This is a genomic window from Micromonospora zhanjiangensis, assembly GCF_042650605.1.
In the GTDB taxonomy this organism is placed as follows: Bacteria; Actinomycetota; Actinomycetes; order Mycobacteriales; family Micromonosporaceae; genus Micromonospora_J; species Micromonospora_J zhanjiangensis.
In genome coordinates this window covers 163,470-190,269 of sequence record NZ_JBHSBN010000010.1, presented here as the reverse complement: position 1 = coordinate 190,269, position 26,800 = coordinate 163,470, and the positions used below count along the sequence as shown (strand labels likewise).

The following is a 26,800-nucleotide window of genomic DNA, read 5'->3' as shown; positions in this document are numbered from 1 at the left end:
ACAAGGACGATGAGATATCAGATCCTCGGCTCGTTGCAGATCAGAAGCGGTGGCCACTGGGTGTCGCCCGGTCCACGCAAGCAGAGCGTGGTCCTCGCCGTGCTCCTGTGCCACCGGGGTGAAGCGGTATCCATCGACCGGCTCATCGATGTCGTCTGGGACGGCCGGCCGCCGCGCACCGCCCGGGACAACCTGCAGGTGTACGTCTATCACCTGCGCCGGGCGCTGGGCGGCCGAGACCGGATCCAGCGTCGTGACGACGGTTACCTGCTGCGGGTGGCATCGGGCGAGGTCGACGAGGACGAGTTCGAGCGGCTGATCGCGGAAGCCCGGCAGGCCGTCGCGGCGAATGACATGCGGGCCGCGGCGAGCGTCTACCAGGAGGCCCTGGCGATGTGGCGCGGTCCCGCCTTCGGCGCGATCGCCGACGTCGCGGCGCTGCGCGTGGAGGTCGCCCGCCTTCAGGAACGGCGGCTCACCGCGATCGAGGAATGCGTCGAGGCGAACCTCGCGCTTGACCGGCACGGCCAGTGGACTGCCGAACTCACCCGCCTGGTCGCGGAGCACCCGCTCCGGGAATCGTTCCGGGCCCAGCTGATGACCGCGCTGTACCGCAGCGGTCGCCAGGCGGAGGCGCTCGGCTATTTCCACGAGGGCCGACGCATCTCGATCGAGGAGCTGGGCCTGGACCCGGGTCCGCGGCTGCGGGCGCTACACCAGTCCATCCTGGACGGCACGCTGGACGACGAGCATCAGCCCGTCGTGGCGCGGCGGCAGGCGACGCCACCACCCGCGCAACTGGCCGCCGACATCGCCGACTTCACCGGCCGCGACGACGTGCTGCGTCGCATCCGCGAGTGGATCGACTCCAGGCGGGCCCAGGCCGCCGCGGTACCGGTGGTCTCCCTGTCCGGAATGGCGGGCATCGGCAAGTCGGCACTGGCCGTACGCGCCGCCAACCTGCTGCGTCCGACCTTTCCCGACGGCCAGCTCCATCTCTGTATGCGGGCCGGGGACGGAACCGCGATAACTCCCGCGGGCGCCCTCGGCTACTTCCTGCGCGCGCTCGGAGTTCCGGATTCCCGGATTCCCGACGACGTCCCGGGGCTGGTCGCGCTCTACCGCAGCACGCTCGCCGAGTCGCGTGTCCTGATCGTGCTCGACGACGCGGTCGGCGAGTGGCAGGTTCGTCCGTTGCTACCCGGGCGGGCCAGTTGCGCGGTGCTGGTCACGAGCCGCGGTCGGCTCGCCGGCCTCGAGGGTGCGCTGCACCTCGGACTCGACGTGCTGACCGGAACCGAGGGCCTGGACCTGCTGCGACACGCCGTAGGCCACGCGCGGGTGGTCGCCGAACCGGACATGGCGGAGGACATCGTCCGGCTCTGCGCCGGCCTGCCGTTGGCCCTGCGGGTGACCGCCGCCCGCCTGTCCGCGCGTCCGCAGTGGAGTCTACGCCGGATCCGCGACCTGCTGGCGAAGGACCACCGGCGCCTGGACCTGCTGACCGCGGGCGACCTCTCGGTGCGCGCCAGCCTGACCCGTAGCTACGAGCACGTCGGCGAGGCCGAACGCCGGTTGTTGCGGCTGCTGGGGCTGATCGAGTCCGAGGAGTTCCCGGCCGCTCTCGCCGCCGCGGTCGCCGACCTGCCGGTCGACGTGGTCCTGCCGCAGTTGGAGACGTTGGTGGACGGTCAGCTGCTGACCGCGGTGACGACCGAAGAGGCCGCCTCCCCGCAGTACCGCATGCACGGTCTCGTCCGGCTCTTCGTGCGGGAACGGTGCCGTCTGGAGGAGAGCGAGGCCGTCCGGCACGCCGCGGTGGCCCGGGCCGCGGCCGCCACCCTGGCGCCCGCCGACGACCCGGGACCTCGCCACGAGGCGGCACGACGGTGGCTGCACCGGATCGGTGACCGACTCGCCGCGCCGCGATGGAACGACGCGGCGGAACTCCTGCATCTGGTGGTCAGCTGCACGGCGCCGGAAGCCGGTGCGACGCGGTGGTCGTGGTGCCCGCCGACGCCCGTCGGCAGCATGCCCCGGAAGTATCTCGACGACCTGCGTCTGGTTCACCTGCGGGCGCTGGACGACGCGCGGGCGGCCGGTGAGCACGCCGGCGAGGCCGGGACGCTCTACGCGCTCGCGGCGGTCGAGATCGCCGCTCGGGACCTCGGGTCCGCCGGCCCGCGGATCGCCAAGGGCGGGGAGACCTTCTCGGCGCTCGGTGAGGAGCGGGCAGCCGGCATCGGAGAGTTCGCGCTCGCCTTTCTCGACGAGTCGGCCGGCCGGCTGGAGGAGGCTCGACGGCGGTACGTGTCCGCCTGCGCCGCGTCCCATCGCGCGGGCGATGCGTACACCGAGGCGACCGCGCTGTCCGGCCTCGCGCGGGCGGTGTCACAACTGCACGATCCAGGGACGGCCGACGTCTCGCTCAGACGGGCGGCGATGCTGTGGGAGAACCTCGACCAGCCCGTGGAGCTGGCGCGGGTGGAACTCGTGCGGGGCGGCCTGCATCTCGACACGGGGCAGGCCGCCGAGGCGGAGAAGGCGTTCGCGGCGGCCCTGCGGGCGCTGCGCGGGCGGGACGACACGGTCGAGTCACTGGCTCGGTACGGACTCGGCGAGGCCCACATGCGCCAGGGACGCCCGGGGCTCGCCCTGGCCGGCTGGCACGAGGCGCTGCGGCTGGCCCGCAGCCGCGATCAGCTGCCCGTGCGAGCCCGCACCCTGCTCACCATGGCGCAGCTCTACCTGGACAGCGGGCTCGGCATGCGAGCGATCGTGCCCGCCGGCCACGCGTTGACCGCCTTTCAACAGTTGGGTGACGAGGTCGGACAACGGCACGCCCTGACCGCACTCGCGGACGCGCACTCCACCGGCGAGCAACTGCCGGCGGACCCACCTGGCCTCGATCCGGGCGTCGATCGGAGTGCTGCCGTCGTCGGTGACCGGCCGGGCCCGCCAACGGGTGAGGACGCTGACGGACCCGACCGGCACAGGTGGCATCAGGACAGCGAGACCCAGATCCGCTGCGCCTGATGGTCGGACATGCCCTGCGAGTCGCTGAACTCGTACCGTTCGACGCGCACGCCCTGGTTCGTGAACACCCAGTCCAGGCGCCAGAGGGGCAGCCCGTGCAGCTCCCAGCTGACCGGGTAGACCGAACGCAGGGCGGGCGTGGCGTCGGTCAGCAAACGCCGTAGCGGCCGCAGGTCGCCCATCGCCGGGCTGGTGTTGAAGTCGCCGGCCAGGAACACCGGCCCGGGGTTGTCGGCGATGTCCTGTTCCAGCCCGGCGAACTGCCCGGCCCGGGCCGTGGCGCGTTGCCGCGTGTCCGACACGAAGTCGGATCGCGGCTCCACCGAGACCTGAACCGGGATGTGCGTGTTGTAGAAGCTGACCACGGAGTCCCCGATCCGCAGGTCGGTCCGGAGTACCTTCGCCGAGGCGTACAGCGCCGCGAAACTCGCGTCCGCACCCGGCGCCCGGTCCGGGCCGACCCGGGGGTTGCCCACGATCGGGAAGCGCGACACCGTGACAAGCTCACCGCGGTTGACGACCTGGTAGCCCGGGAACTCCCGGTGCAACCGGTCGAGGTCGTCGACCTCGCGTGCCTCGTTGCCCCGGTCCGCCGGATCCCAGTCCAGGTATTCCTGCAGGAGATAGACGTCGGCGTGCAGGCCGGTGAGGTAGGCGTAGAACCGGTCCGGATCGTCGGTCCGATCCCAGTACTGGGTGTTCCAGGACACGACCGAGATCGCACCCGGTGGAACGGCCGGCCGGCTCCCCAACGCCGCCGGGTTGAGGCCGCTCCGTGGCGCGCCGGCCACCAGCGCGGCCAGCGTGGCACACAGCACCAGATACCGCGGGAGCCGCGGCAATGGGCGTGACATCAGGGCCGCCGTACCGGTCGCCGCCGCGAGCAGTGCCGGCACCACGACGAAGGCCAGCGGAGGTATCGCGGCGGGTAGCACCCACAGCCACCAGCGCCCGCTCAGCAACAGGTGCGACCCGACGTACGCGCACCACAGGGCCGTGGCGGCGACCAACAGCCTGGTGCCGAGGCACCATCGCGGGCCCGACGCGGGGACCGGGTCCCGGGCGACCGGGGCGGTCCCCGCCGTCAGCAGCTCCGTCGCCCCGTCCGTCACGACAGGTCCCCGATCGGTGCGGGCTGGCGCGTCTGCTGCTCGTCGTAGAGGGTTCGGAACGCGGGCGACACCAGCGCCTGCAGCACTCCGGCGGCGCCGCCCGCCGCGATCGCCATGTTCACCAACAGCGAGACGCCCGTGTACGGAAGCAGGAAGGCCGTGCCCCGGCGCCGGCGGACGAAGGCGTAGGTGTCCCGGTCACCGTAGATCGACAGCGCGACCAGCGCAACCGGCAGTGCGAGGCCGGCCGGTCCCACGACGGCCACGAGCGGCAGGGACAGCGCCGCCGCCAGAGCCGCGACGCTGGAACCGGCCCGGGACGCCGTCTCGAAACCGCGGGGAAAGCGCCGCATCCGGCTGTACAACGGGATGCGTAGCCGGCCCCGATGGAACAGCTTGCGCAGCAACGGCCCCAGCCGGTCGTCCTCGTCGTGGCGTCCCCTGATCTGGGCGGTCAACACGACCCGGTACCGCTGCGAGAGCCGGAATCCGTAGTCGACCTCCTCGGTCTGGCGCAGCCGAGGGTTGAACGGACCGACGTCGCGGAACACCTCCGTACGCATCGCGCAGATGGCGCTGAACAGGAAGCTGACGGTTCCCTCGGCGCTCATCCGCCAGTGGTACGCCTGCAGCGCACGACACTCCTGGACCAGACCGCCACCCATCAACGGCTCCGGCTCGTACATGCCGCAGGCCGCGCCCACGGTGGGGTCCTCGGCGAGCAGTCGCACCGACCGGCTCACCGTGTGCGGCGGTATCGCGACGTCCGAGTCGACGAAGAGCAGCACCTCGCCGCGGGCCGCCGCCGCGCCGGTGTTGCGGGCGACGGCGACACCGCCGTTCACGCCGGTCGACAACACCCGTACGCCGAGATCTCGGGCGATCTGCGCGGACCCGTCGGTGCTGCAGTCGTCCACCACGATGATCTCGATAGGCTCGTAGTCCTGTGCCTGGATGGCCCGGATACAGGCCGGCAGCGACCGCGAATAGTTGTAGTTCGGCACGACGACCGAGACGAGTGGATTCCGCGACAGCATCAGGCACCCGCCCGCTGGAAGAACTTGTCCCGCACGAAGCGCGTCAGCAGCTGGGGAAGGCCCTTGCCCAGCGTCTGGTCGAGCGCGTCGAGGAAGTACTCCACCTCGTGCGGTTCGGTGACGAGCATGGGAGAGACCACCAGCGGATTCTCCACGTTGGGACTGTAATAGGTGAGGATCCGGTGCTCCCGGTAGAGCTCGGCGATCACCGACAGGGTGATCAGCTTGGTGCGGAACTGCGGATCGTTCTGGAAACCGGCCGGCGCGAGCTTGGCCGCCAGGTCCAGGATCCGTGGCCCGCCGTTGATGAAGACACCCCAGAGCGCCCCCGCGCCCTTGACCTCGGTCACCAGCGACTGGTGGCGCTGCCGGATCTTGTCCAGCCCGGGCCCGAGCAGGTCGCCGATCGCCCGCGCCCGGGCCGGGAAGTCGTCCTCCACGGCGACATTGACCGCCTCGATCGCCGTCGCGGTCTCCTCGCCGAACCCGTAGTACGTGGTGCTGTGCAGGATCACGTCCGACAGCCGGTCGTACGCCCGCCGGAAGATCGGCTCGCGGGCCGTGTACCCGGAGATGGATGCCTTACCCCCGCCGAACGACTTCGAATAGGTCAGGATGTCGGGGACCAGGCCCGGGTGGCGATCGAAGTAGAAGAGGCTGCCGGTCTTGCCCCAACCGGTGTAGACCTCGTCGAAGATCATGACGATGTCCTCCGCGCGGCACAGGGCCTGCAGCTCGTACAGGGCCTGGGCCGTCCAACTGCGCATGCTGGACGCGCTGAACGGCTCCACCATGATCGCGTACACGTCGCAGGTACCGCGCGCGGTGCGGGCGGCCCGCACCGCGGCGCGCACCGCCTCCACATCGCCGTACGGGTACGTGACGATGTTGGGCAGGCCCGGGAAGCGGAAGGCGTTCTCGGTCGAGCCGGTCAGGCTGCCGGCGCCCAGCGTCTTGCCGTGGAAGCTGATGTCGGCGCGCAGGATCGTGTTGCGTTCGCCGCCGTGATACTTGTACGCCATCTTGATGGCGCCCTCGTTGGCCTCGGCGCCGGAATTGGGGAAGTAGGAGATGTTCAGGTCACCCGGCAGCAGCTGGGCGATGTTGTGGCTGAGCGCCGCCACGTAGGGCGAGAAGAACGCCTTGTGCACCTCCATCCGGTGCTTCTCGGCGAAGCGGCGGCGGGCCGCCAGAATGCGTGGATGGTTGTGCCCGTGACTGAGTACGCCCACCGCGCCGGTGAAGTCGAGGATCCGGCGGCCGTCCCGGGTGGTGATCCAGACGCCCTCCGCGTGGTCGGCCAGCACCCGGCCGAAGCCGAAGGAGGTGATCAGCGAGACCTGGCTGCGGCTGACGTACTTGCGGTACAGGTCCTGCACATCGCTCATCGGTAGGGTGTCGCAGTCCTCAACGGTGATCAGATCCGACATGGCAGTGCCCTTCTGACGAGATCTTCGATGGACGGGTGTTCATCGGTTGCCGACGGCGACCGTCTCCGGGCCGGTCGGCGACCGCGGTGCCGGGGCGATACCGCGGGGTTCGGCGTCCCGGCGCGCCAGCAGCACGAGCAACAGCGGCGCGAGGATCAGATAGAGGTTGCTCCAGACCAGTACGTGCCAGGAGCGGAAGTCCAGGCCCGGCAGGGCGCCGGCCAGCTCGACCACCACCCATGCGCCGGAACCGGTGAAGACCAGCCACACCAACGCCGTCAGGACGGCCGCACCCCGGCTGCCGGTCCGCCACGCCCGGTGTCCCAGCAGCATCACGACCGGTACGCACCAGACCCAGTGGGTGTGCCATGAGATCGGCGAGACGAGCAGTGCGGCCACCGCACAGGCCAGCCCTCCGGCCAGGTGATCGCCACGGCGACCGGCCACCACCGCGATCGCCAACGCGCAGGCACCGGCGACCACCGCCAGGGCCGGCCACACCCAGCCGGGCACCTCGGCACCGGAACTGGACAGCCGGACCAGCGCGCCCCGCAGCGACTGGTTGTAGATCTCCGTGTCCGGCGGACTCAGCCGACCGCTGTCGGTCACTCCGCCGCGGAACCAGTAGGCGATCGTCGGCCCGGGCAGGACGGCCGATCCCAGCGCCACGGTGCCGGCGAAGGCGGCGACCGCGGTCAGCGCCGCCCGTACCCGACCGGTCAGCAGGAGATAGGGCACGAAGATCAACGGGGTCAGCTTGATGCCGGCCGCGATGCCCAACGCGACGCCCTGCCACCGACCGTCACCGGCGCCGGGGCGGCGAAGCAGATCGACGAGTACGAGCAGCATCAGCATGATGTTGATCTGGCCAAGTTCGAGGCTGTGCAGGATCGGGAGCATCGGAACGGACACCGCGGTCAGCACGAGCGTGCGGCGGGCCAGATTCCGGGGCGCGGTGCCGAGATACCTCAGCACGATCCAGACGCTCGCCTCCAGGGCCAGCATCGACGCGACGGTCCACCACAGGATGTCGACGGTGACGCCGGCGAGCCCGAGCGGACTCAGCAGCAGGGCGGCGAACGGCGTGTAGTTGTACATCAGTCCGTTGTGGTTGACGAACTCGTACGGCGACCGGCCGTGCAGGACGGCCACCGCCGCGTCGCGGTAGACCTCCAGGTCGATCCAGAAGCTCCCGGTCGCCGCCCTGATGCCGGCGGCGCAGAGTCCGACGAGCAGCGCCAGGCAGACGGCCGCGAGCAGCATCCGACGGTCCGCCTCGACGGGCGTCGACCCGGGCGTGGCGGGGTCGGGGCGACGCGTTGCCGGCGACGCCGTACGTTCCGTCGTCATCGCGACCACCCCGGCCAGGCGGGCCCGGCGACCAGGTGACCGCCGGAGAGGTGCAGCTGCCACAGGTCGGCGGCGATCAGTACGGCCCAGAGCAGGAAGCAGGCCACCAACGCCCGGTCGCGGAACAGGGTCCGGACGGGATCCGCGCCGCCCCGGTGCATCAGCACCGCCTGCAGGTAGCGGCACAGGGCGAAGAGCGCGATCGGCAGCGACAGCAGCATGATCCGCACGCCGCCGTGCTCCTGCGGGGCCTCCGCCAGGTACAGCGCGTACGACATGAAGGTGAGTGCCGCGTTGAGCAGGAGCAACTGGTCGACGAACGAGACGGAGTAGCCCGCCAGCGCCGGCCGGTGCGCAGCACTGGTCGTCAGCAGTTCGCTGCGACGTTTGCCGAGACTCAACATCAGGCAGAGCGCGAGGACCGCGACCAGCAGCCAGCGTGACACCAGGTCGCCGAGCGCGACGTAGCCGGCGGCCAGCCGCAGCAGGAAGCCGGTACTGACGATGAACACGTCGAGCAGCGGCACGTGTTTGAGTCCGCGACTGTAGGCCAGGTTCAACGCCAGGTACAGCAGGACGGGCCAGCTCCGGTCCAGCGGCCAGCCGGCGATCAGAGCGGCCAGCACGGCCGCGAGCACGACCGCGTATGCCCACGCCAGGCCGACGGGCACCCGACCACTGGCGATCGGCCGCCCACGCTTACCGGGGTGCTGACGATCACGGTGCCGGTCGGTGATGTCGTTGACGACGTACACCAGGCCGGAGGCGATCAGGAACGCGACGACCGCGGCGACGACCCGCCCGACCCCGGCGAGGGTCCACCCCGCCGCCCCGATGAGGGGAAGCGGGACGACGAGCAACGTCTTGGGCCACTGCCCGGGTCGCAGCAGTGTCCCCAGATCGACGACGAGGTCCCGGGCGCGCCGCGCGCTCGGCGCCGTGGCCGTCGTTCCGGCGGAACGATCATTCGTGGCGAGGTCAGGGAGCGCGGAATCGACCGCGGTGGTTTCGGCTTGCATGTCCCTCTCCTACGGTACGACGTCAGAACAGGGCCTTGGCCAGGGCGAGAACTCCCTGCCGCCACGGTTCGCCGGAGGTACGCCCGCCCGCCGGAACGCGGACTCCCCGCTTCTGCTCCCGCCACCATCGATAGGTGCGCAGAATGGTGTCCTGGCCGGAGAAGCGGGGCTGGAATCCGAGGATCTTCTGGGCGCGTTCGATGCTGACGTACGAGTCGGCCAGCAGCTTGTACAGCAGCCGGTCGTACACCGGCGAGACACCCAGACGCGCCATCGCCCGCAGCGCGGCCACGGCGGGCCGGCCGGGGATCGACACCACCCGCTTGCCGTGCCCGGCCGCGTCCAACACACACTGCAGGTTCTCCCGCATCGTCGAGACCCGCTCCGCCGCGATGTTGAAGGTGCCGTCGGCGATCTCCGGCGGCGCGTCCAGGACGAGTTCGACGGCGTCCAGCAGATCCTCGATGTCCAGCATCTGGATACGGACGTCACCCCGCCCCAGCACCGGGAAGTTGCGCCCTTCGTCCGCCCACTCGCACAACATGGCGAACAGGCCGAGCCGGCCCGGACCGAGGAACGTCTTCGGCCTCAGGACGGTCAGCGGCAGACCGCGCTGTCGGTACTCCTCGCAGATCCGTTCGGCGTTACCCTTGGCGGCGCTGTACTCGTCCACCGGGCGGAACGGATACTCCTCGGGCGTGGGAACCAGGTCCGGCAGCCCGTACACCGCCGTCGACGAGATGTGCACGACACGCGGCACGGCGCTTCGGTGGGCCGCCTCCAGCACGCTGCGAGTGCCCTCCACCACGATCGCGCGAATCTGTTCGGCGGGGTAGCTGGGGAGCGCCCCGGCGCAGTGGACCACGGCGTCCACTTTGGCCGTCAGGCCGGTCAGCAGCGCGGTGTCCCGGATATCGCCGGAGACCTGCCGGACCGGACCGTTCGCCTCCGTCCCGGGACGAACGTCCAGGCCCAGCACCTCGTGGCCTTCTCGCGTCAGGCGACGGACCAGGTGGCTGCCGAGCATTCCGGCGCTCCCGGTCACCAGGACCCGCCTGGTTCTCAGCGCGTCCACGCCTCCACCTCCTCCTCAGATCGACTCATGTCAGGTCGGCTCGTGTCCGGTACGGCGGCGCGGCGACGCGCCCGGTGGGTGATGTACATGGCGCCGGCGCCGGCCAGCTCGCTGACGACGATCACCGCACGGCTGGCCAGGGCTATCGCGATCGCCGTCGGCACCGGCAGCAGGGTGGCCAGCGGAACGGTCAGGACCAGTTCCCGGATGCCCCAACCGTCCGGCACGACGATCGCCACGCTGCCCAGCACCATCGCCAGCGCGAAGCCGCCGACGCAGACAGCCAACGACCGCGCCGCCGGCGCGCCGAACAGCAGCGCCAAGAACCACAGGTGCAGGCCGGAGACGAGCCAGGACGCCGTCGAGAGAGCCAGCGACCGCCGGTAGCCGCCGGCGGACACAGTGGCCGGCTGTCCCGGGCTACGTAGCACCCTGGTCGCCAGGAGGGCCAGCCGGTTGACGCCCTGCGGCCAGATGAACCAGGCGAGGCAGAGCAACGCCGGCACCAGCAACCAGTGGCCCTGCCGATGCAGCACGGCGGGCGCCGCGAGCAGCCCGACCGTGGTTCCGGCAAGCAGCGAGACGGCGAGACTGGCCACGTAGCAACTTCCGATCCGGGCCGGGCTCAGGCCCGCGACGCGGCCGAGCTGGATCTGTGCCAGCACCCCCCAGACCCGACCCGGGATGTACTTGCCGAGAAGCCCGGCGGCGAACATCGTGCCGCTCAACGGCAGTTCGACGCGATCACCGTCATCGGTGATCAACACATGCCAGGAGGCAAGCGCCAGCCCGAGCCCGGCGAGGTTGGCCAGGAACGCCGCGACGACCCAGGGCACGGCCGCGCCGTGCAGGAGGGTGGCCCCGACCGTCTCCCAGTCCTCGGATCTGAGCGCCACGACGACGCCCACGAGCATCGCGACGGTGAATGTCACGCCGAGCGCCTGCCGAACCACCTGTCTTCGGGTAACCGTCACGCCCCACCTCCACCTCGGTGCGGCGGCCGCCTGCCGCCGGAAAGCCGAGACGAGCTTGGCGGGCATCGCTTTACGGCTGGTATGTCGGCGCTTTCGACGCTGCTCACGGTGCGGTTTCCGGGCGGGCAGGTCGCTCGACCCGCTCCACCCCGATCCGATGTCGCGCCACGGCGGCAACTGACCGCCAACGCCGTGAAAGTCCGGCCATAGTTCCGCGCAACCGGCGCTACGCATGGTCGATGCGGCCAGCTCAGTGCGGCTCGCACCGTGCCGGACGGTGTCCTGGCGGTATCGGGTCGTCTCGGGAGAGGAGAACCGCATGCGTCAGCCTGCGGGCGGCGGCCTCGGCCCGCCGCCCACGCTGGAGATCGTGGTACCGGCCCACAACGAGGAACGGCGGCTGCCCGGTGGGCTCGCTACGTTGCGCGCTCACCTGGCGCGGATGTCGGTCGACGCGAGGGTCATCGTCGTGGACAACGCCAGCACCGACGGGACCGCCGAGGTGGTCGCCCGGTGCCCGTCCGGTCCGGTGCCCGTACGGCTGTTGCGTTGCCCGGTCAAGGGCAAGGGCGCCGCGGTACGGGCGGGCCTGCTGGACACCTCGGCGCCGATGGTGGGCTTCTGCGACACGGACATGGCCACCGGCCTCGACGTTCTCGGTTACGTCGTCTACCTGTTGGGCAGGGGCGAGCAAGTGGTGGTCGGCTCGCGAAACCTGCCCGCGTCGGTGCTCGAGGTACGACACGGGCTGGTGCGGTCGTTCGGGTCGCAGGTGTTTCGCCGGCTCGCGCGGATCATGGTGCCCGGCGCCACCGACACGCAGTGCGGATTCAAGTTCTTCGACGGAGACCTCGCTCGGCGGGTCGCCCGGGATCTCACCTCCACCGGTTTCGCCTTCGACGTGGAACTGCTGGCCCGGTGCCTCGCGCTGGGCGCCAGCATCCGCGAGATCCCGGTCATCTGGCGGGACGTTCCCGGGTCGACGTTCTCGGTCGGCCGTTCGTCCGCCGGTGTCGCGCGCGAGCTGTACCGCACCTGGCTGACGCTACGGGCGATGCCGGTCGCCGAACCGGACCGGATGGGCGCGGACGGCCCGGAGCGGGTGGGCGCGGACGGCCCGGAGCGGGTGGGCGCGGGCGGCCCGGAGCGGGTGGGCGCGGGCGGCCCGGAGCCGGCGGCGGCCCTCTCCGGACCGTCCACCGGGGCGCGCGGCTAGAGCGGGTTTCACCAGGGCGGTCGAGCCGAGGTGGAGCCCGGAGGAGCTGGGTCGCGGCGGCCGGTGGGGCGGGCCGGGACCGCCGCACCGGCCGCCGCACGGTCAGCCGCGACCGAGCAGTCGCTCCACCTCGGCCAGCTCCGTCGGCGACAGGGGACCGGTGCGCAGCGCGCCGGCGTTCTCCTCCACCTGTGCCGGGGTGCGGCAGCCGGGAATGGGCGTGATCCTCGGGCTGCGGGCCCACAACCAGCCCAGCGCTCCCTGCGCGAGGGTGCGGCCGTTCGCGGTCAGCACCGCACGGACGGCGGCCACCCGGTCGAGCCACTCCGGCACCGGCTTGCCGTCCTGGAAGAAGGTCATCCAGTCGGGGGTCAGCCCTCGGATGTCGTCCTCGGCGAGGTGGGACGATCCGGTGTACTTGCCGGTCAGCAGGCCCATGGCCAGCGGACCCCGGCTGATGGCCGCCAGGTCGTGCTTCTCGCAGACGTCCAGAATCTCGGCGTTTCCGCGCAGGACCGAGAAGTCGAACTGGATGGCGGTGCAGTGCTCGCCCGCCTCCGCGAACGCGCGGGCCCGCTCGGGAAAGTCGGTGCTCCATCCGTACGACCGGATCAAGCCGGCGGTGACGAGGTCCTCCAGCGCCGGGATCAGGTCGAGGGCCCGCGGCACCGGCAGATCGTTGAGGTGGAGCAGGTAGAGGTCGATGTATTCGGTGCCGAGCCGCCGGAGGGATTCGCGTACCGCCCGGCCGACGTACTCCGGCGAGCCGTCCTCCGCCCCCATCTGGCGACTCTGCTCGTCGAAGGTGTTGCCCCACTTGGTGGAGATGACGACCTGATCGCGACGGGAACCGAGCGCCGCTCCGAGCACCCGCTCGCCGTGCCCGGCGCCGTAGACATCCGCGGTGTCGAAGTAATTGACCCCCAGGTCGATCGCCCGGTGGACGGCCCGCGTGGATTCCGCGTCGTCCACCTCTCCCCAGCCGAGCGGCTGCTCACCAGCCCAGAACGGACCGCCGATGGCCCAGCAGCCCACGCCGAGAGCACTCACATCGATGCCACTTTTACCGAGACTCTTCCGGTTCTCCATGGCCACCATTATGCATTGAGATTTGTCCACCGGGTCTGGTGGTCCACTGTGGTCCGGCGGGTCAGATTGCTCACGGCAGCGGGGCCATCGGCTTACCGGTGAGGAAATTCGACGCGAATGATTTTCCAAATATCGGGAGAGGTGCCCCGCGCCACCGCCGAGAATGCAAGACCCTGAACCGCCGGGCCGCACCCTCACCGGCAGGTGAGGGTCGTCGGCGGGGCGTCGCTGCGCCGCCAGTTGCCGTAGAGGCCGTACGTGACGCTGCCGCCGGGCGGGATGGTGGCGTTCCACGACGCGTTGGTGGCGGTGACCACCTGGCCGTCCTGCTGGACGACCGCGTTCCAGGACGCGGTGATCCGCTGGTCGCCGGGATACGTGAAGACGACCGACCAGCCGTTGACCGGCGCGGCGGTCGGGTTGGCCACCGTCACCTCGGCCACGAACCCCGTCGGCGCCTCGTTCAGGGTTCGGTAGCTCGCCACGCACGACCGAGGACCACCGGCGCCGGTGACCGGGATGTCCGCGCTCCGGGTCACCGAGGGGGCGTACAGGACGACGCTCGCCCGGATCGCGGTGGCCGCGCACTGCGGGTTGGCGATGTCCCACCGCATGCTGGTGACGTACGTGCCGCCGGGCGCGAGCTGCGCGTTCAGCGGGAACGGGTCGTTGCCGGTGCAGAAGGTGTACGGGGCGCCGGGCGGCATGACGGACTGGGCCCGCCAGTAGCCGGACACCTGCTGCGGCTGGTCGGTGCAGTTGGTGATGGCCGCGGTGGCGGTGAAGCTCTGCCCGGGAGCCACCGACTGCCGGTCGAACGTCGGCGCGGTCACCTCGACGGTGCCGGCGCAGTCGGCGGTCGCCGCTCGGGCGGTGCCACCGTCGATCACGGCTGGTGCGGCGGCACACAGACACGCCAGGGCCGCCAGGAGAATCCTACGCATGATCCAAGTAGACGCAGATCAATAGAAGTGTGTCAATGCCGAGGATGTTGGCCCAGCCCTTGCGGTAGCCCGCCATGCGCCACCGAGAACACCTACCGTGTCATGCACACGCCAGACGGATGCGCAGGGCAGATGTGACGGTGTCAGTTCGTCTGCCCGGTTGGCAAGTGGCGGCCGAGGTAGCCGACGTAGATCCGGCCACTCTTGGTTGTGTCGTCGTAGTAATGAAGCCGAGGACTAATCATCGCGAAGGTAGCGATCTTGAAATGTGCGCCCATGAAGATGCATCCAGCAGGATCGACCGAAGCGGGTACGGGTAGCACGCGGGCACGCCGGAAGACCGGATTGGTTCGCACCTCCTCGCTCTCGTCACGGGCGTGTCGTCTCGCCGGCCACCCATGGGCTCCATCGGGAGTGTTCTGAAGAAAGCCCTGTACGTCACGATCACAGCGCCCCTCGGCTTTCATGCTCGCGTAATCCTGCAACACCAGCAAGGCATTCCACGCCTTCGACGCCCAAGCTCCCAGGGTGTCTCTGCTGTCCAGATCCACCGCATGGTCAGGGTCACCAGTAAATTCGACATGCGCGAGTCTGGGCAGCCAACGGAGCAACTCGCCGAAGCTGTCCGGACGGGAAACATCCTCCTCGGCAGGTTGGGTCGTCCAGGCCACCGCCGGCTGCCCTGTCGAAGCGAGGCGGCTGCGCAGCGCCCGTACGGTTTCCTCGGATTGCGTGAGCCGGTCGAACGTCTCGCGGTTGTCGAGCTGCTCGTCCTCCAGCTGCTGGATGGCTTCTCTGTGGGCCTTCTGCGTGTCATCCAGCTCTGCCTGAAGTTGCGCCAGGCGAGATGCGATGTCTTCCTGAGTCTCCTGGGATACCTTTCCAATCTCCGCCCAGCGGGCGAGCTCGTCGATCCTATCGGCGGTCAGATCGTTGATTCCGACCTTGATTTTTAGGTATTCAAGCAGCATTCCCTGCTGCGATGCCGCATCCTGTTGGTGCTGTCCACTCCGCCGCGCCTCGACCGCCAGCGCCTGGCGGGGCGTCGGGACCACCGATACCGCTTGACGGGTGGAGTCACCAAGACGATGTACTAACATGTCGTCGGCGATGCGCTCCAGCATTCGGTGCACCCTCGCCACCTGCGCCTGCAAGGGCTGTTCGAGGGACTGGAGTTGGGCGTTGGCGGCGAGAACCCGGGCCAGCCGATCGTGTTCGGCATCATCGAGGATCCGTTCGGTACTCAGCACCCGGTGGCGCAGGCCATCGACGACCGAATCCGGCTGAACCTGCGAGCGGTAGGTCCGCAGCCGACCCGGTAGAACAGCGTGGGTATTACCGAGTCGGTCGTTCAGCAGCCGGGTGGCTTCACCGTCAAGCACGTAACACGAGCCCATACCCTTGGTGAACCGGGTCAGCTTCGCGATGAGGTCAACCCACGGGCCCATCGGCAATGAGTCGTCACTGCCGGCGACGAAGACGACACCTCGCCGCTCAACGTCAAGTAATGCCTGGTAGACCTCGTCGACCTCGCCCCCGCGGATAATCAGCGGACGGGTGGTCAGGCGCGCGGATCCGTCCCAGGCGTCGATGACATCGAGAATCGGTGCGAGAAAGCGGGGAGTACCGGCGAGGCGTGGTCGGCCACCTGACGCCTCGTCTTCCGGGTCAGGAGACTCGATGTCGACCCAGGCCCACGCCTTACGCTCCTTGACTCTGGGCACGTGCGTGGTCAACTGCGTAATCCACTGGCCGTCTGGCTTGGTCTCGACGATGCGCACCCGGGTCGACATCGAGCCGTCCTGACCTTCGTGCCGCAGCAGCAGTGCCCGAGCGCTGTCACCAATGGCCACCCAGCGGTTCTCGCGTAGTGCAGTGGGGTCCCATGCCTTGGGCCCCGCGATCCATCGATCGAACTGTTCCCGGACCAGCGGCAGTAGATGGTTCCGTTCGTAGTGCGTGGCAAAAATCGATCTGAAGCCCAGCATCGTCCGTCCCGAGGGTCCTGCGCGAGGCGCTCAGCTCAGCGCCTCGCGTTCCAGCCAGGTAAATAGGAGTTGATCTGCGCTCAGGACGCGGATTCCAGGTCGTTGAGGAGGGCGTGGACCGGCGCCCAGCACATCCGAACAGTGTCCAGGTCGGGTACGAGCCCGTGCCTGATCTGGTGCCTCGGATGAACGAAATTGCGGTAGTCCCGGACCTTGTCCATGAAGTCCTTGGCATCGGTCTGGACCCACTTTCGCCGATGTGCGTGGACCAGGAGGAGGTCCAACCCGGCGCGGTCGGCAGTGACCCTACGACCGTTGCGGCCGACAATGCCGTTGTTTCGCACGTCCTCGTCGCGCTGAGTGACGAAGGTATGCAGCAGCCCTTCAACGAAGCTGCCAATGCCGATGATCGCCAAGGCGTATGCGCCGTTGCGTTGACAGATCGATGCCTCGTCGGCGCGGGCCATCAGGATGTTCACGGTATCGGTGTCTGCGGCGAGCCGGCGAACCCGCTCGTGCAGATCCGGTGGGGGCCCGTATGAGGGAGCGTCGCCGGGCTGATCGAGTTGACCCAGCACTGGCCGACCGCCGACGTAGGCGACAGTGAGCCGCTCGGGTGCCAGGATGCGATTCAGCTCCTGCGCGATGGGGTCCGCCGTCTCGATGCCGCCGTCGTACTCGAGCGGGTCGCAGATGCGGCACAGCAGCCGGTCGACCGCGGCGGCGTCATCGGCGTGCGCGCACAGCGTCTCGGTGAGCCACGGCACTCTCGGGGATCCGTCGTACTGCGGGTCGCCGGGCCACCGGACCCGGTGCAGGAACCGCTCGACCTGGTTTCCGGTCCGCTCGTACGGTCCGTCGACGTCGCAGATCAGGCGCGCCACCCGCTCCAGGGTGAGTGAATCGAGGGAAACCATCAGGACACCTCCCGGTCGACGCGCTGCTGCGCGATGTCGAGTGCTTCGTTCAGACGCTGGACGATGACCGATCCCCGCTTGCGGAACCCGAGTTCGGTCATGGCTTCCTGCAGGCGCTCGTCCCGATCACGCTGGAGTTGGTCGCTTACCAGCCAGGTACAGAACCGCACCAGTTGGTCCCGGCTGTACTCGGTGATGCGCAGCCCGAGCGGTATGCGCGGCCGCGGACCACGGCGGTCGGTCGGCGCCGGTTCCGGGGGAGCTGCCTGCCGCGGTGCCGCTGGTGCGGACCGGCTCTCGGCAGCAGCATGGTTCGCGCGGTCAACCGCCTGCTGCCAGCGGGTGACGAGCCTGGCCGTCTCGCCCGCCGGATCCACATACCAGTCGGTCGACCAGATCCGGTGGAACTGCCAGCCGAGCCGTTCCAGGTGCTCCTGACGCAGCCGGTCTCGATCCCGGGCACTGTGCGCCTGGTGGTACGAGTGGCCGTCCGTCTCGACGGCGAGCACCATGCGTCCGGGCTGGTCCGGGTGGGCGAGCGCCAGATCGATCCGGTAGCCCGACACTCCCCACTGTGGCACCGCCTTGATGCCTTGCCGCTCTACGGCGGCCAGCACGCTGCGCTCGAGGCCGTTGAGCTCGATGCTGGCATGCTGCCGGTCGCCGAGGTCGCCGCCCAGCGCGACGAACTCGAGATAGCGGCGTAGCAGCTCGGGGCCACGGTTCCGCAACACCGCCGTCTGGCTCGGGTCCATGTCGTGGTGCGAGAACGCGCTGACCACGGTCATGCGGCTACGCGCCCGGGTGACCGCGACGTTGAGCCGTCGTTCACCGCCCTCCTGGTTCAGCGGCCCGAACCGCATCGGTAGCCGCCCGTCCCGAGTCTTGGCGTAACCGATGCTCAGAATGATGGCGTCACGCTCGTCACCCTGAACGTTCTCCAGGCTCTTGATGAAGAAGCGCTGGCTGGCGGCACTCTTCTGCGAGAAGAAGTCGTCGAGGTTTGGGTGTTCCCGACGCCGGCTGCGCAGGACAGCTTCGATCCGCAGGGCGTGCTTCTGTCCCATGGTGATGACGCCCAAGCTCTCGGTCGGCCGCTGTTCGGCGTGTTCGAGGATGAGGTCGACGGCCCGATTGACCTCCTCGATCGCGGAACCGCTCTGCCCAGGGGTGACGCGGCCGTCCACCGCCTCCAGGCGGAGCGGGCTGTCCACCTGCACACCGGGGAATGTGACCAGCGACCGGTCGTAGATCTCGACGTTCGAGAAGGCGATCAGACGTTCGTCCCGGCTTCGGTAGTGCCAAGTGAGCCGATGCCGATCGGAGATCAGGCCGCCGAGGACGTCGAGGATGGACTCGTAGTCCTCCAGATTCTCGTCGCCGAGGTCGTCGTCCTCGGCGGAGGCGGTTTGTTGGACCAGCCGTCGGAAGAACGGTGTGGGCGGAAGCTGCTTCGGGTCGCCCGCCACGACGAGCTGCGTTCCACGCATGATCGACGTGACCGCGTCGTGCGGCTCAATCTGGCTTGCCTCGTCGAAGACGACCATGTCGAAGTGCCGCTCGGCTGGAAGGATGCGGCTGACGACGAGCGGCGACATGGCCCAGCACGGAAACGCGGCGAGCAGGACCTCCGGCGCACCACTGACCAGCTTGCGCAACGGCATGTGGCGGGTCTTCTTGGCGGCCTGCGTCCGGACGAGGGAGTTCTGCTCGGGATGGGCGTCCCGGACCTTGCGCAGGTTGACCGCAACGTTGCGACGTACGCGTCGAGCCGCCGCCTGGATGTGCGCGGTATCAGCAGCGCGGAACTCATCGACCACAGCGGCGTGCTGCTGCCCCACGAACTGACCGAGGTGCGGCACTCTCATGCGCATCTCGTCGAGCACGACCTGGAGCCAGGCACACAGTAGGACCGCCGCGGCCTCCTCACCCGAGACGTGTCGCGCAGCCAGGTCGTCGAGCATCGGGCCCAGCCCCAGCGCACGGAAGCGTTCCTGCTGCTGATTCAGGTCCGGCATCCGAAACACGGTGTGACGGTCGGCCTGCAGCTCGGCAAGGGTATTGGCCGCCGTGGCGGCCGATCCCCGATCGAGGCCGTCGATGCGGGCGCAGGCCGCCACCGCGGCGAGGTGGTTACGCACCCTGACGAAGGACGACATGCAGAGATCCGCCTCGGCTATGGCGGTGGGTGTACTGTCCTGGCGGCTGAGCTTGTGCCACCGTTCACGTTGGTTCGCCGCCGCGGCGAGGCCCTGGTGCATCTCGGCCCGCTTTCGCGGGGCGGCCGGACAGGTGCGTCGCAGATCCCGGCGTATCCGCAGCCGGCGGACCAGCCCGATCGAATCCGGCCGGCGCGGCCGTTGGCGCCGAGTCGCGGTCGCGTAGACGAAGTCGTCCAGCTCCGGGCCGAAGACCTGCTCACCATAGGTAGCGATGCTCCGCTCCACCTCGCCGAGCAGGTCGAAGAGATCCGTCCATGCGGTGAGATCGTCGGGTACGTCCAGGCCTGCCCGGTCGACCAGTTCGCGGATCTGACGCTGCGCGCCCTGCAACGCGTCGGCGGCCAGGCCATCGAGGTGAACGAGGACCTTGTCCACGTCGTCCGGGCTGTGGATCGCGGCCCTGGACCACGGCGACTCGCCCCGCCAGATCCGTAGACCGTCGCGGTCCACGAATGATCGGAGGTCCTCCCGGGCGGCTTCGACAGCGGTCCGGTCCAGGTTCCGCAGACTCGAAGCGCGAAGACTATAGGCGCTGACGTCGTAGGAGGGGAGGCCGAGCAGTCTCTCGATCACCTGGAACGCGCTCAGATCCCAGGGCCGCCGAATCTCGTGCAGCTCGGCGGGGTGCCGCCGTGCCGTGCCACGTCGGTTCTGCAGACGCCGGTGCAGATCTCCGACGTCCACCGGCGGTTCGGCGCCGGCCTGGGTCAGGACCTCGGCGATGCGCTGGGCGACCTGGCGCTTATTGATCTTGCGATCGTGCAGGTCGAACACGAGGTTGTCGAGCCCGACATCCCCGAGCCGATTCATCACCGCCTCGATGGCCGCGCGCTTCTCGGAGACGAACAGTACGCTGCGACCCATCGCCGCCATGTACGCGATGATGTTCGCGATGGTCTGGCTCTTGCCGGTGCCGGGTGGTCCCTCGATGACCACGTGCCGACCGGACAACACCGCGTCGATGGCGCACTGCTGGGACGAGTCGGCGTCGTGGACCAGGAACTCCTTGACCGGGTCGACCCGGTCAGCGCTGGAGCTGGCCCCCGAGACGGGCTCGACGCGCAACTGCTGTCTGGCGGCCGCGTCGCCGGCCATCGCACCGACCACCGGATGGGACGCCAGCAACTCGGCAGAGTCACGCAGATCCTTCACCATCGCCAGCTTGTCGAAGCTGAAGACGCCCGCGTTCAGCGCCGCTTCCAGTCTGAGCGGCAGCCCACTCGGGGCAACCGCCTTGGCTATCAGCTCGTAAGCGGCGGTCAGTTGGTGCTCAGGGTCGGTGGTCTCCGCCAGCATCAGGTTCAGCTGGTCGGCGAGGGCACCGATGTCCGACTCGACGCCGTACTGTCGCTCCAGGGCGTAGAGCAACACGGGGTTGATCTCCGGAGTGTCGGAGAGTTCCAGCGTGAAGTCGTTCTCCGTCGCCGTTCGGCTGTCCAGTGCCATTTGATGCAGGATCAACGGCGCCCGGAGCGCCGGCATCCGTGCGGAACCACGGGTGTACGGACCAACCATGCAGAGCAGGCCCCGAGCCACCCAACCAGCCTGGATGCCCTGCTCCTCCTCCAGCTCGACCAGCTTGCGGCGGAGAGCGCGCGCAGCCTTGCAGGCGGCGTCGTGGCGCGCTTGATCGGGGAAGAGTGTCCGCAGCCGGACCTTCTGCCCGCGAAGGAGATCCGCGATGCCCTCGTCGGCGGCCTCGGCGAGGTCGAGCGTGGTGGCCTGCCGGTCCTTGAAGTAGAGCAGTGTGTTGCGTTGGCCGAAGTCGATCAGTTGGTCGGCCCACTGACCGGCGGCGTGCTGGACGCGGCTGAGCACATCCGGTTGGATCATCACCATTCCGTCTCCATATCGGTCGACGCGAGCAAAGCGACCCGCCGGACCAGGGGCCCGAGGTAAAGCCCTTTAGGATAGGGCGTCAAGCGCGCTCGGCAGTGCGTCGGATTTCCGACAACAGGGCGGCCCGCGCCACCAGCCAAGGGCCAACGGCTCGGCGCGCTGCGTCTCGTGGGTTTCGGCCGGGGCGACGCTTTACGACCAGGCGGTGCCGTCTGGGATCTTGCGGCCGCCCTCCGTGTTTGGGGTGAAAGACCGCGTCGGTATCGCGTCCGCCGGAGGCGCTGGCGGTGACGCTAGCGCTGGCGGTGGCGCCGTGCCAGTAGCGGGCCCTGCTGCCCACGGACATCGGCTAGCGGCACGCGGCTAACCGCCTCGGGCAGGTCGGTGTCACGGACGGTGGCTGAAGATCCGATGCAGAACAAACTGCGGAGCCAAGCACCCAGACAATCCCCGGCATCGGAGATGCCAACCACGGACGATTCACTGCGTGCGGCTGCCGCTGGCCTTGAGGTGGCTGGTAAAGGCAGTCCACGCGGTGAGATTGAAGCTCAGCGTCTCAACGGTGCGCGCCTTAGAGTCGCGGACGTCGACCTGGGTGCCCCGGTCGCGTACCTCGACGCACTGACCGTTGCTACCGGAGCGGCTCGACTTACGCCAGACGTTGCGCTCCATGCTTGCTCAGCTCCTTGATGAACTTGACGGACTCGGCCGGCGACATGGCCAGTGTCTTCAGATTGTCGTACGCCGCCGACAGTCTCGCCAGGTCGAGCTTTGACTCAAGGAACAGTTCGCCGGCCAGGGTCTCGACGTAGCCGAGCGGTGGATCGTCCTGCGCGAAGGTCATGTAGGCGAAGCCGCTGCTGTCCGCGAGGTGCGCGCCGGCCTCGAAGCGCAGCACCTGGATCGTGACGTTGGGCAGCCGGCTCAATGTGACCAGGTGGTCGAGCTGCTCACGGAGGACGTCCGGACCGCCAACCTCCGTCCGCACGGACGCCTCGGACAGGATGGCGTGCATCCGGAGCGGGATCGGCTTCCGGTGCAGCACCTCCTGTCGGGTCATGCGAGCGGCGACCCGCTGCTTGACGGTGTCCGGGTCGGTCTCCCGACCGACCATGTTGACCTCGCGGGCGTACCGCTCGGTCTGCAACAGTCCGGGCACCAGCATCGGCTCGAAGTTTTTGAGTTCGACGGCCTCGATCTCATAGGCGATGTACGTCGCGTACTTGCCGCCGAGCCGCTGCCACCAGCCGTCCTCACGCAGCTCGCGCGCCTGCTTCAACAGGCCGCGACCCGGCTCCTCGTCGAAGCTCACGCTGTACGCGACCAGCAGCTCCATCACGTCGCCGGCCCGCGGTTTGATCTCGCCGGACTCGATCCGGCTAATCCGTGACGTCGAGCAACGAACAAGCTTCGCGGTCTCCTCGCCGGTCAGTCCTTTGGCTTCGCGGAGCTTGCGCAGCTCCCGGCCGAGCCGTCGGGAGCGTGGCGTCGCTGGCGTGAATCGAGGCATGTCGTGATTCTGCACCAATCCCGGCGGCTCGTCTGCCCCTGAACACATGCGTCTCTCGTATTGATCATGCGCACTCTCTTGTTTTGCATCACTTGATGCGCGACTCTGTTCGGAGCACACCGAGCAAACCCGCAGCGTGTGCGCCGGACGTGCCGATCACCGTCGGTGGCGTCGCCAGCAGAAATTTGTCAGACCTCCCTCGCACAGTGGTACCGGCCGGGGGTCGTGGGCGCGGCAACGCCCCGACCCCCGGCCATGCCAGAAGGTGAGAGCGCCCGTGCTCCTCCGAGTCGCGCTGACCGTGCTGGTCGGCCTGGTGCCCGGATTCCTGATCGGACTGTTCGCGTTCCGGGTCAAGTCACGCTGGTGCCCGCGCTGCGGCGCGACCACCCACACCCTGATCCGGACGACCCGCCGATGACCGCCCCCGATACGCGGGCCGCCGCCGACCTGCCGATCGGCCGCCGGGTGGCCCGACTACGGACCCGGCTCGGCATCAGCCAGCAGGTCTTCGCCGACCGAGTCGGCCGCTCGGTGAGCTGGGTCGACAAGGTCGAACGTGGCGTCCGGCGACTCGACCGGGTCTCGGTCATCGAGCTGGTCGCGCAAGCCCTCGGCGTCACCCCGGACCTCCTGCTCGACCAGGACCCCCGACCCGAGCCGGCCACCGGCACCGCCGCCGCCGTGGACCGCGTACGAGCGGCCCTGGCCTGCTACGACCCACCCGGCGCCCACCGCGGACCGCCACCACCGGCCACACCGGAACTCGCCGACCAGGTCGGCTACGCCTGGGCGGCCTACCGGCACGCCCAACACCCGCAGGTGCTGCGCCTGCTGCCCGACCTGCTCACCGCCGCCCGCCGCACCCCACGGTCCGCACCCACCACCGACCCACTGGTACGCGTCTACCGCCTCGCCGCGCACGTACTGGTCAAACTCGGCGAGCCGGACCTCGCCTGGCTCGCCGCCGACCGCGCGATCGGCACCGCCGTGTCCGACCCCCACCGGACCGGCCTGGCCGTGATCCCCCTCGCCCAGGCGCTCCGCAGCCTGGACCGAGGCCGCCTGGCGCTGGCCGCCACCATCACCGCCGTACACCGTCTCGCGCCGCCGCCGGCGCGCGAGCCCGCGCCGGCCGAGGCCGCCCTGGCCGGCACCCTGCTCGTCCAGGCCGCCCTCGCCGCCGCCGGCTGCGGCGACGCCAGCAGCGCCCACGAACTCACCGTCCGCGCCACCGACCTCGCCCACGGGTACGGGGACAAGCTCGACCACGACGGCGCCGACGAACTCGGGTTCGGGCCGACCGTCGTGGAGATCGCCCGCGCCCTGGTCGCCCTCGAACTCGGCGACAACGAGCGGGCCATCGCCACCCACCTTGAGGTGACCGGCAGCGACCGCTGGCCGCGCCTGCCCGCCGAACACCGGGCCGCCCACCTCATCGACATCACCCGCGCGTACCTCAACGTCGGCGACCACCGTGCCGCCGGCCACGCCCTGGTCACCGCCGACCGCCTCGCCCCCGCCGAAACCCGCCTCCGCCCGGCCGCGCGCACCGCGCTGGCGGCCGTCCTCCGGGCCGGACCGGCCCTCGCCGACGTCACCGGCCTCGCCACCGCCGTTGGTCTGATGCGACAGTGACGGCGCTTTTTCGTCGCCGCGACTTGGGACGTCGAGCCGGGACCATGACACAGGTGGTCGGGCACGGGCAACGGTTTCGGGTTCGGCGGGACTCGCAACTCGCCGAACACGGAACGCGACCTTGGCTCACACGTAAAGTAAGGTGGGCAGCACCGGTTCGGTAGCGAAGGTGGGAGACGGTCGTGGCTTACCCCGAAGCGTTGACAGCAGCGCTCGGTGGGGTGACAGTCCACCAACTTCGCCGCTGGCGGTCGGGGGCATCACCGATTCTGGCCCCCGAGACGAGTTCGACCAGGCCGATCCAATACAGCTTCAGGGATCTCATCGCGATCCGTACGGTCGCGGCGCTCCGAGCCGAGTTCTCGCTACAGAAAATCCGGAAGGCGCTGGCCAACCTGCAGGACCTCACCGACGTCGACCACCTCGCCGACTACCGGCTCTTCGGCGACGGACGCACCATCGTCTGGGCCACCGAGGGCGAGCAGGTCGACATCCTCAACCGACCGGGCCAGACCCTGCTCATAAGCATGAAGGACGTGCTCGGGGAGTTCGAAGGATGGACGGGAGCGCGGATCGTCCCGCTGCGCAGACCGAAAGCCGGCATCGAGATCGACCCGGACGTGCTGCACGGCTTCCCGGTCGTTGAGGACACCCGCATCCCCTACAGCACGATATCGAGCCTTGCGACGGACGGCCTGGCAGTCGCGGACATCCGCTACTTCTACCCCTCGGTCCACGAAGCGGGCGTGACCGGCGCGGTGGAGTTCGACCGCTACGTCCGGACATACAACAGGCGGGACGCCAACAAGCGGACGGCATGACAATTGAAGATACTGCTTGACGAGCAGGTGCCAGAGCCTGTGATCGAACCGCTGCGCCACATGTTCAGGTCCCGTCACACCGTCGACCACGTCTAGTCGATCGGCTGGAAACGCAAGAAGGACGTCCACCTCCTGCCCGACATGGCCGCTCGAGGGTACGAAGCGCTGGTGACCGCAGACCTAAACCAGCTCTACCACGAGAACGAATGCAAGTTGATACGCAAGCACGGCTTCCACCATGTTCGCTTCCAGCAGGTCGGGACCGGTGCCGCGGCAACCGCGAGCGCGATAGCGACGGTTGTCGTCGGCCTGACGGCCGCTCTTCCGGAGCTTGAGGCCGCTTGCGGCCAAAGACTGGTCCTGCTCAAGTCCGTGCGCAGCAACAAGAGCCAGTTCGAGATCGTGGACCCCGTGGTCAACCCGCCGCCGTACTGGCCGGGTAGGGGCCAACCCGGTAAGCCATCAGCCAGACAGACCCCCCGGCAACGAGGAAAAACTCCTACCGAGAGCCCGCGCCACCCTCGTTGATGACCACAATTCGGCTTCGGGGTCTCCAGCAGCCGGCTGCCGCCATTTCGGCAATTGGCCCCTCGGCGACCTGCCGTTGGCCGAATGCGCCAGTTCAGTCGTCGGCGGCCTGCACCGCGGCGGCGATCGGTTCGAGCCCCGCCATCAGCTCGTCGAGTTCGTCCGAGCTGAGCACGTCGTACGCCGGCGCAGCCAGTTCGTCGGTGCGGGCCTCGATCCGTTCCTTGACCTCCCGGCCGGCGTCGGTGAACTTGCCGGCGTCGTCCACGAGGCCGCGGCCGCGCAGCCCGTCGACGACAGCGGCCAGCTGCGCCTTGGGCAGGTGGTGGACCCGGCCGAACTCCTCCGCCCGCATCCCGAGGGACAGTGCGAGGAGGACGTGAGCCTCGGTGCCGCCGATGCCGTGGGCGACGAGGGCGGCGTTGTGGCCGTCCCCGCGGTGTTCCCGCAACAGCGTCGCCGCGTGCCAGAGCCTGGCCACCGGCTCCTCGGGCACCTTGAGCGCTCGGAGCCCGGCGTACAGCACCCGGCCCTCGATCGGCGCGCTGACCGCCGCGCGGGTGGCGAGGTCGGCGACCCGCACCAGACCCGGGGAATCGGCGAGTTCCCCCATCTTCTGCCGCAGCGTCGCGGCGCTGGCCCGCTCGCGTACGGCGATCGCCTCCTGCGGGGTGATCTTTCCCCAGACCCACGGGATGTGCCGAGCCACCTCGCCGTCGGCGAAGTTGTAGAAGACCGCGTGCACCACCTCGGCCGGTGCCAGCCCAAGCGGCGCGGCCCGACCCGCGAAGTATCCGTCCCAGTAGTTGCGCATGCCGAGAGCCAGGAACGCCTCGTTCGGCCCCTCGGACAACGTGACGGTGGCGATGGGCTCGATGAGCTCGAACATGCGGTGGACCTGGGCCTGTGGGTGCCGCATCGGTCGGCCTCTCCTGTGGTCGTGACAGTGCCTGCGTGGACTGCCTATCACCCTCGCAACGAACAGCGCGTCCCGGATTCGACAGTTCCTCAGCGGGAGGTGTCAACGTTGGACGTCATCAGGGTTACCGCGCTCT

Annotated in this window: 20 protein-coding genes; 5 read left to right on the top strand and 15 right to left on the bottom strand. The window is 69.3% G+C overall.

The window, feature by feature from the left end; all coding sequences use genetic code 11:
- Positions 1 to 9 precede the first annotated feature (9 nt).
- Positions 10 to 3,036: an AfsR/SARP family transcriptional regulator gene (locus tag ACFOX0_RS17000; RefSeq protein WP_377546751.1), complete on the top strand. Its 3,027-nt coding sequence runs from the start codon at positions 10 to 12 to the stop codon at positions 3,034 to 3,036.
- On the opposite strand, the gene ACFOX0_RS16995 is transcribed toward ACFOX0_RS17000, so the two are convergent.
- The 7 genes from ACFOX0_RS16995 to ACFOX0_RS16965 form a co-directional block, all read right to left on the bottom strand.
- Complete coding sequence (locus ACFOX0_RS16995; protein WP_377546748.1) at positions 3,003 to 4,148, bottom strand: endonuclease/exonuclease/phosphatase family protein; 1,146 nt, start codon at positions 4,146 to 4,148, stop codon at positions 3,003 to 3,005. The two genes, ACFOX0_RS17000 and ACFOX0_RS16995, sit on opposite strands and share 34 nt — an antisense overlap.
- Positions 4,145 to 5,185, bottom strand: coding sequence for a glycosyltransferase family 2 protein (locus ACFOX0_RS16990; RefSeq protein ID WP_377546746.1), 1,041 nt, complete (start codon positions 5,183 to 5,185; stop codon positions 4,145 to 4,147). The genes ACFOX0_RS16995 and ACFOX0_RS16990 overlap by 4 nt, the downstream gene beginning before the upstream one ends.
- A complete protein-coding gene (locus ACFOX0_RS16985; protein ID WP_377546743.1) occupies positions 5,185 to 6,573 on the bottom strand; it encodes an aspartate aminotransferase family protein in 1,389 nt (462 codons plus the stop codon). Before ACFOX0_RS16985 ends, ACFOX0_RS16990 begins: the two co-directional genes overlap by 1 nt.
- Before the next feature lie 81 nt (positions 6,574 to 6,654).
- Positions 6,655 to 7,965, bottom strand: a complete 1,311-nt coding sequence (locus ACFOX0_RS16980) for a glycosyltransferase 87 family protein (protein WP_377546741.1) — start codon at positions 7,963 to 7,965, stop codon at positions 6,655 to 6,657.
- On the bottom strand, positions 7,962 to 8,984 hold the full coding sequence (locus ACFOX0_RS16975) for a UbiA prenyltransferase family protein (RefSeq protein ID WP_377546738.1): 1,023 nt from the start codon (positions 8,982 to 8,984) through the stop codon (positions 7,962 to 7,964). Before ACFOX0_RS16975 ends, ACFOX0_RS16980 begins: the two co-directional genes overlap by 4 nt.
- Positions 8,985 to 9,006: 22 nt before the next feature.
- The gene (locus ACFOX0_RS16970; protein WP_377546735.1) at positions 9,007 to 10,059 is read right to left on the bottom strand and encodes an NAD-dependent epimerase/dehydratase family protein; all 1,053 of its coding nucleotides are present in this window, start codon (positions 10,057 to 10,059) and stop codon (positions 9,007 to 9,009) included.
- Positions 10,047 to 10,991, bottom strand: a complete 945-nt coding sequence (locus ACFOX0_RS16965; protein WP_377546732.1) for a lysylphosphatidylglycerol synthase domain-containing protein — start codon at positions 10,989 to 10,991, stop codon at positions 10,047 to 10,049. The genes ACFOX0_RS16970 and ACFOX0_RS16965 overlap by 13 nt, the downstream gene beginning before the upstream one ends.
- 361 nt (positions 10,992 to 11,352) lie before the next feature.
- Between ACFOX0_RS16965 and ACFOX0_RS16960 the strand changes: the two genes are divergently transcribed.
- Positions 11,353 to 12,249 (top strand): glycosyltransferase, encoded by an 897-nt coding sequence (locus ACFOX0_RS16960; protein ID WP_377546729.1) that lies wholly within the window; start codon positions 11,353 to 11,355, stop codon positions 12,247 to 12,249.
- A 102-nt stretch (positions 12,250 to 12,351) separates the two neighbouring features.
- Here ACFOX0_RS16960 and ACFOX0_RS16955 read toward each other — a convergent pair whose 3' ends face one another.
- From ACFOX0_RS16955 to ACFOX0_RS16925, 7 genes are all read right to left on the bottom strand, one after another.
- A complete protein-coding gene (locus tag ACFOX0_RS16955) occupies positions 12,352 to 13,338 on the bottom strand; it encodes an aldo/keto reductase (RefSeq protein ID WP_377546726.1) in 987 nt (328 codons plus the stop codon).
- A gap of 194 nt (positions 13,339 to 13,532) precedes the next feature.
- The gene (locus ACFOX0_RS16950; RefSeq protein WP_377546724.1) at positions 13,533 to 14,282 is read right to left on the bottom strand and encodes a cellulose binding domain-containing protein; all 750 of its coding nucleotides are present in this window, start codon (positions 14,280 to 14,282) and stop codon (positions 13,533 to 13,535) included.
- A gap of 143 nt (positions 14,283 to 14,425) precedes the next feature.
- Positions 14,426 to 16,270, bottom strand: coding sequence for a hypothetical protein (locus ACFOX0_RS16945; RefSeq protein ID WP_377546722.1), 1,845 nt, complete (start codon positions 16,268 to 16,270; stop codon positions 14,426 to 14,428).
- An 80-nt stretch (positions 16,271 to 16,350) separates the two neighbouring features.
- Positions 16,351 to 17,187: a hypothetical protein gene (locus ACFOX0_RS16940; RefSeq protein ID WP_377546720.1), complete on the bottom strand. Its 837-nt coding sequence runs from the start codon at positions 17,185 to 17,187 to the stop codon at positions 16,351 to 16,353.
- Positions 17,187 to 21,248 carry an AAA domain-containing protein gene (locus ACFOX0_RS16935; RefSeq protein ID WP_377546718.1) on the bottom strand — a complete coding sequence of 1,354 codons (4,062 nt, stop codon included), beginning with the start codon at positions 21,246 to 21,248 and terminating at the stop codon, positions 17,187 to 17,189. The genes ACFOX0_RS16940 and ACFOX0_RS16935 overlap by 1 nt, the downstream gene beginning before the upstream one ends.
- Positions 21,249 to 21,728: 480 nt before the next feature.
- Positions 21,729 to 21,920, bottom strand: coding sequence for a DUF397 domain-containing protein (locus tag ACFOX0_RS16930; protein WP_377546715.1), 192 nt, complete (start codon positions 21,918 to 21,920; stop codon positions 21,729 to 21,731).
- Positions 21,898 to 22,758, bottom strand: coding sequence for a helix-turn-helix domain-containing protein (locus tag ACFOX0_RS16925; RefSeq protein ID WP_377546713.1), 861 nt, complete (start codon positions 22,756 to 22,758; stop codon positions 21,898 to 21,900). The genes ACFOX0_RS16930 and ACFOX0_RS16925 overlap by 23 nt, the downstream gene beginning before the upstream one ends.
- 277 nt (positions 22,759 to 23,035) lie before the next feature.
- Between ACFOX0_RS16925 and ACFOX0_RS16920 the strand changes: the two genes are divergently transcribed.
- The 3 genes from ACFOX0_RS16920 to ACFOX0_RS16910 all read left to right on the top strand — a co-directional run bounded on the left by ACFOX0_RS16920 (position 23,036) and on the right by ACFOX0_RS16910 (position 25,217).
- The gene (locus ACFOX0_RS16920) at positions 23,036 to 23,179 is read left to right on the top strand and encodes a hypothetical protein (protein ID WP_377546710.1); all 144 of its coding nucleotides are present in this window, start codon (positions 23,036 to 23,038) and stop codon (positions 23,177 to 23,179) included.
- Entirely contained in the window at positions 23,176 to 24,396 is a 1,221-nt protein-coding gene (locus ACFOX0_RS16915) for a helix-turn-helix domain-containing protein (protein ID WP_377546707.1), read from the top strand. Before ACFOX0_RS16920 ends, ACFOX0_RS16915 begins: the two co-directional genes overlap by 4 nt.
- Positions 24,397 to 24,578: 182 nt before the next feature.
- A complete protein-coding gene (locus ACFOX0_RS16910; RefSeq protein ID WP_377546705.1) occupies positions 24,579 to 25,217 on the top strand; it encodes a DUF433 domain-containing protein in 639 nt (212 codons plus the stop codon).
- 622 nt (positions 25,218 to 25,839) lie between these two features.
- Here ACFOX0_RS16910 and ACFOX0_RS16905 read toward each other — a convergent pair.
- On the bottom strand, positions 25,840 to 26,634 hold the full coding sequence (locus ACFOX0_RS16905) for a MarR family winged helix-turn-helix transcriptional regulator (RefSeq protein WP_377546702.1): 795 nt from the start codon (positions 26,632 to 26,634) through the stop codon (positions 25,840 to 25,842).
- Between the last annotated feature and the right edge of the window lie 166 nt (positions 26,635 to 26,800).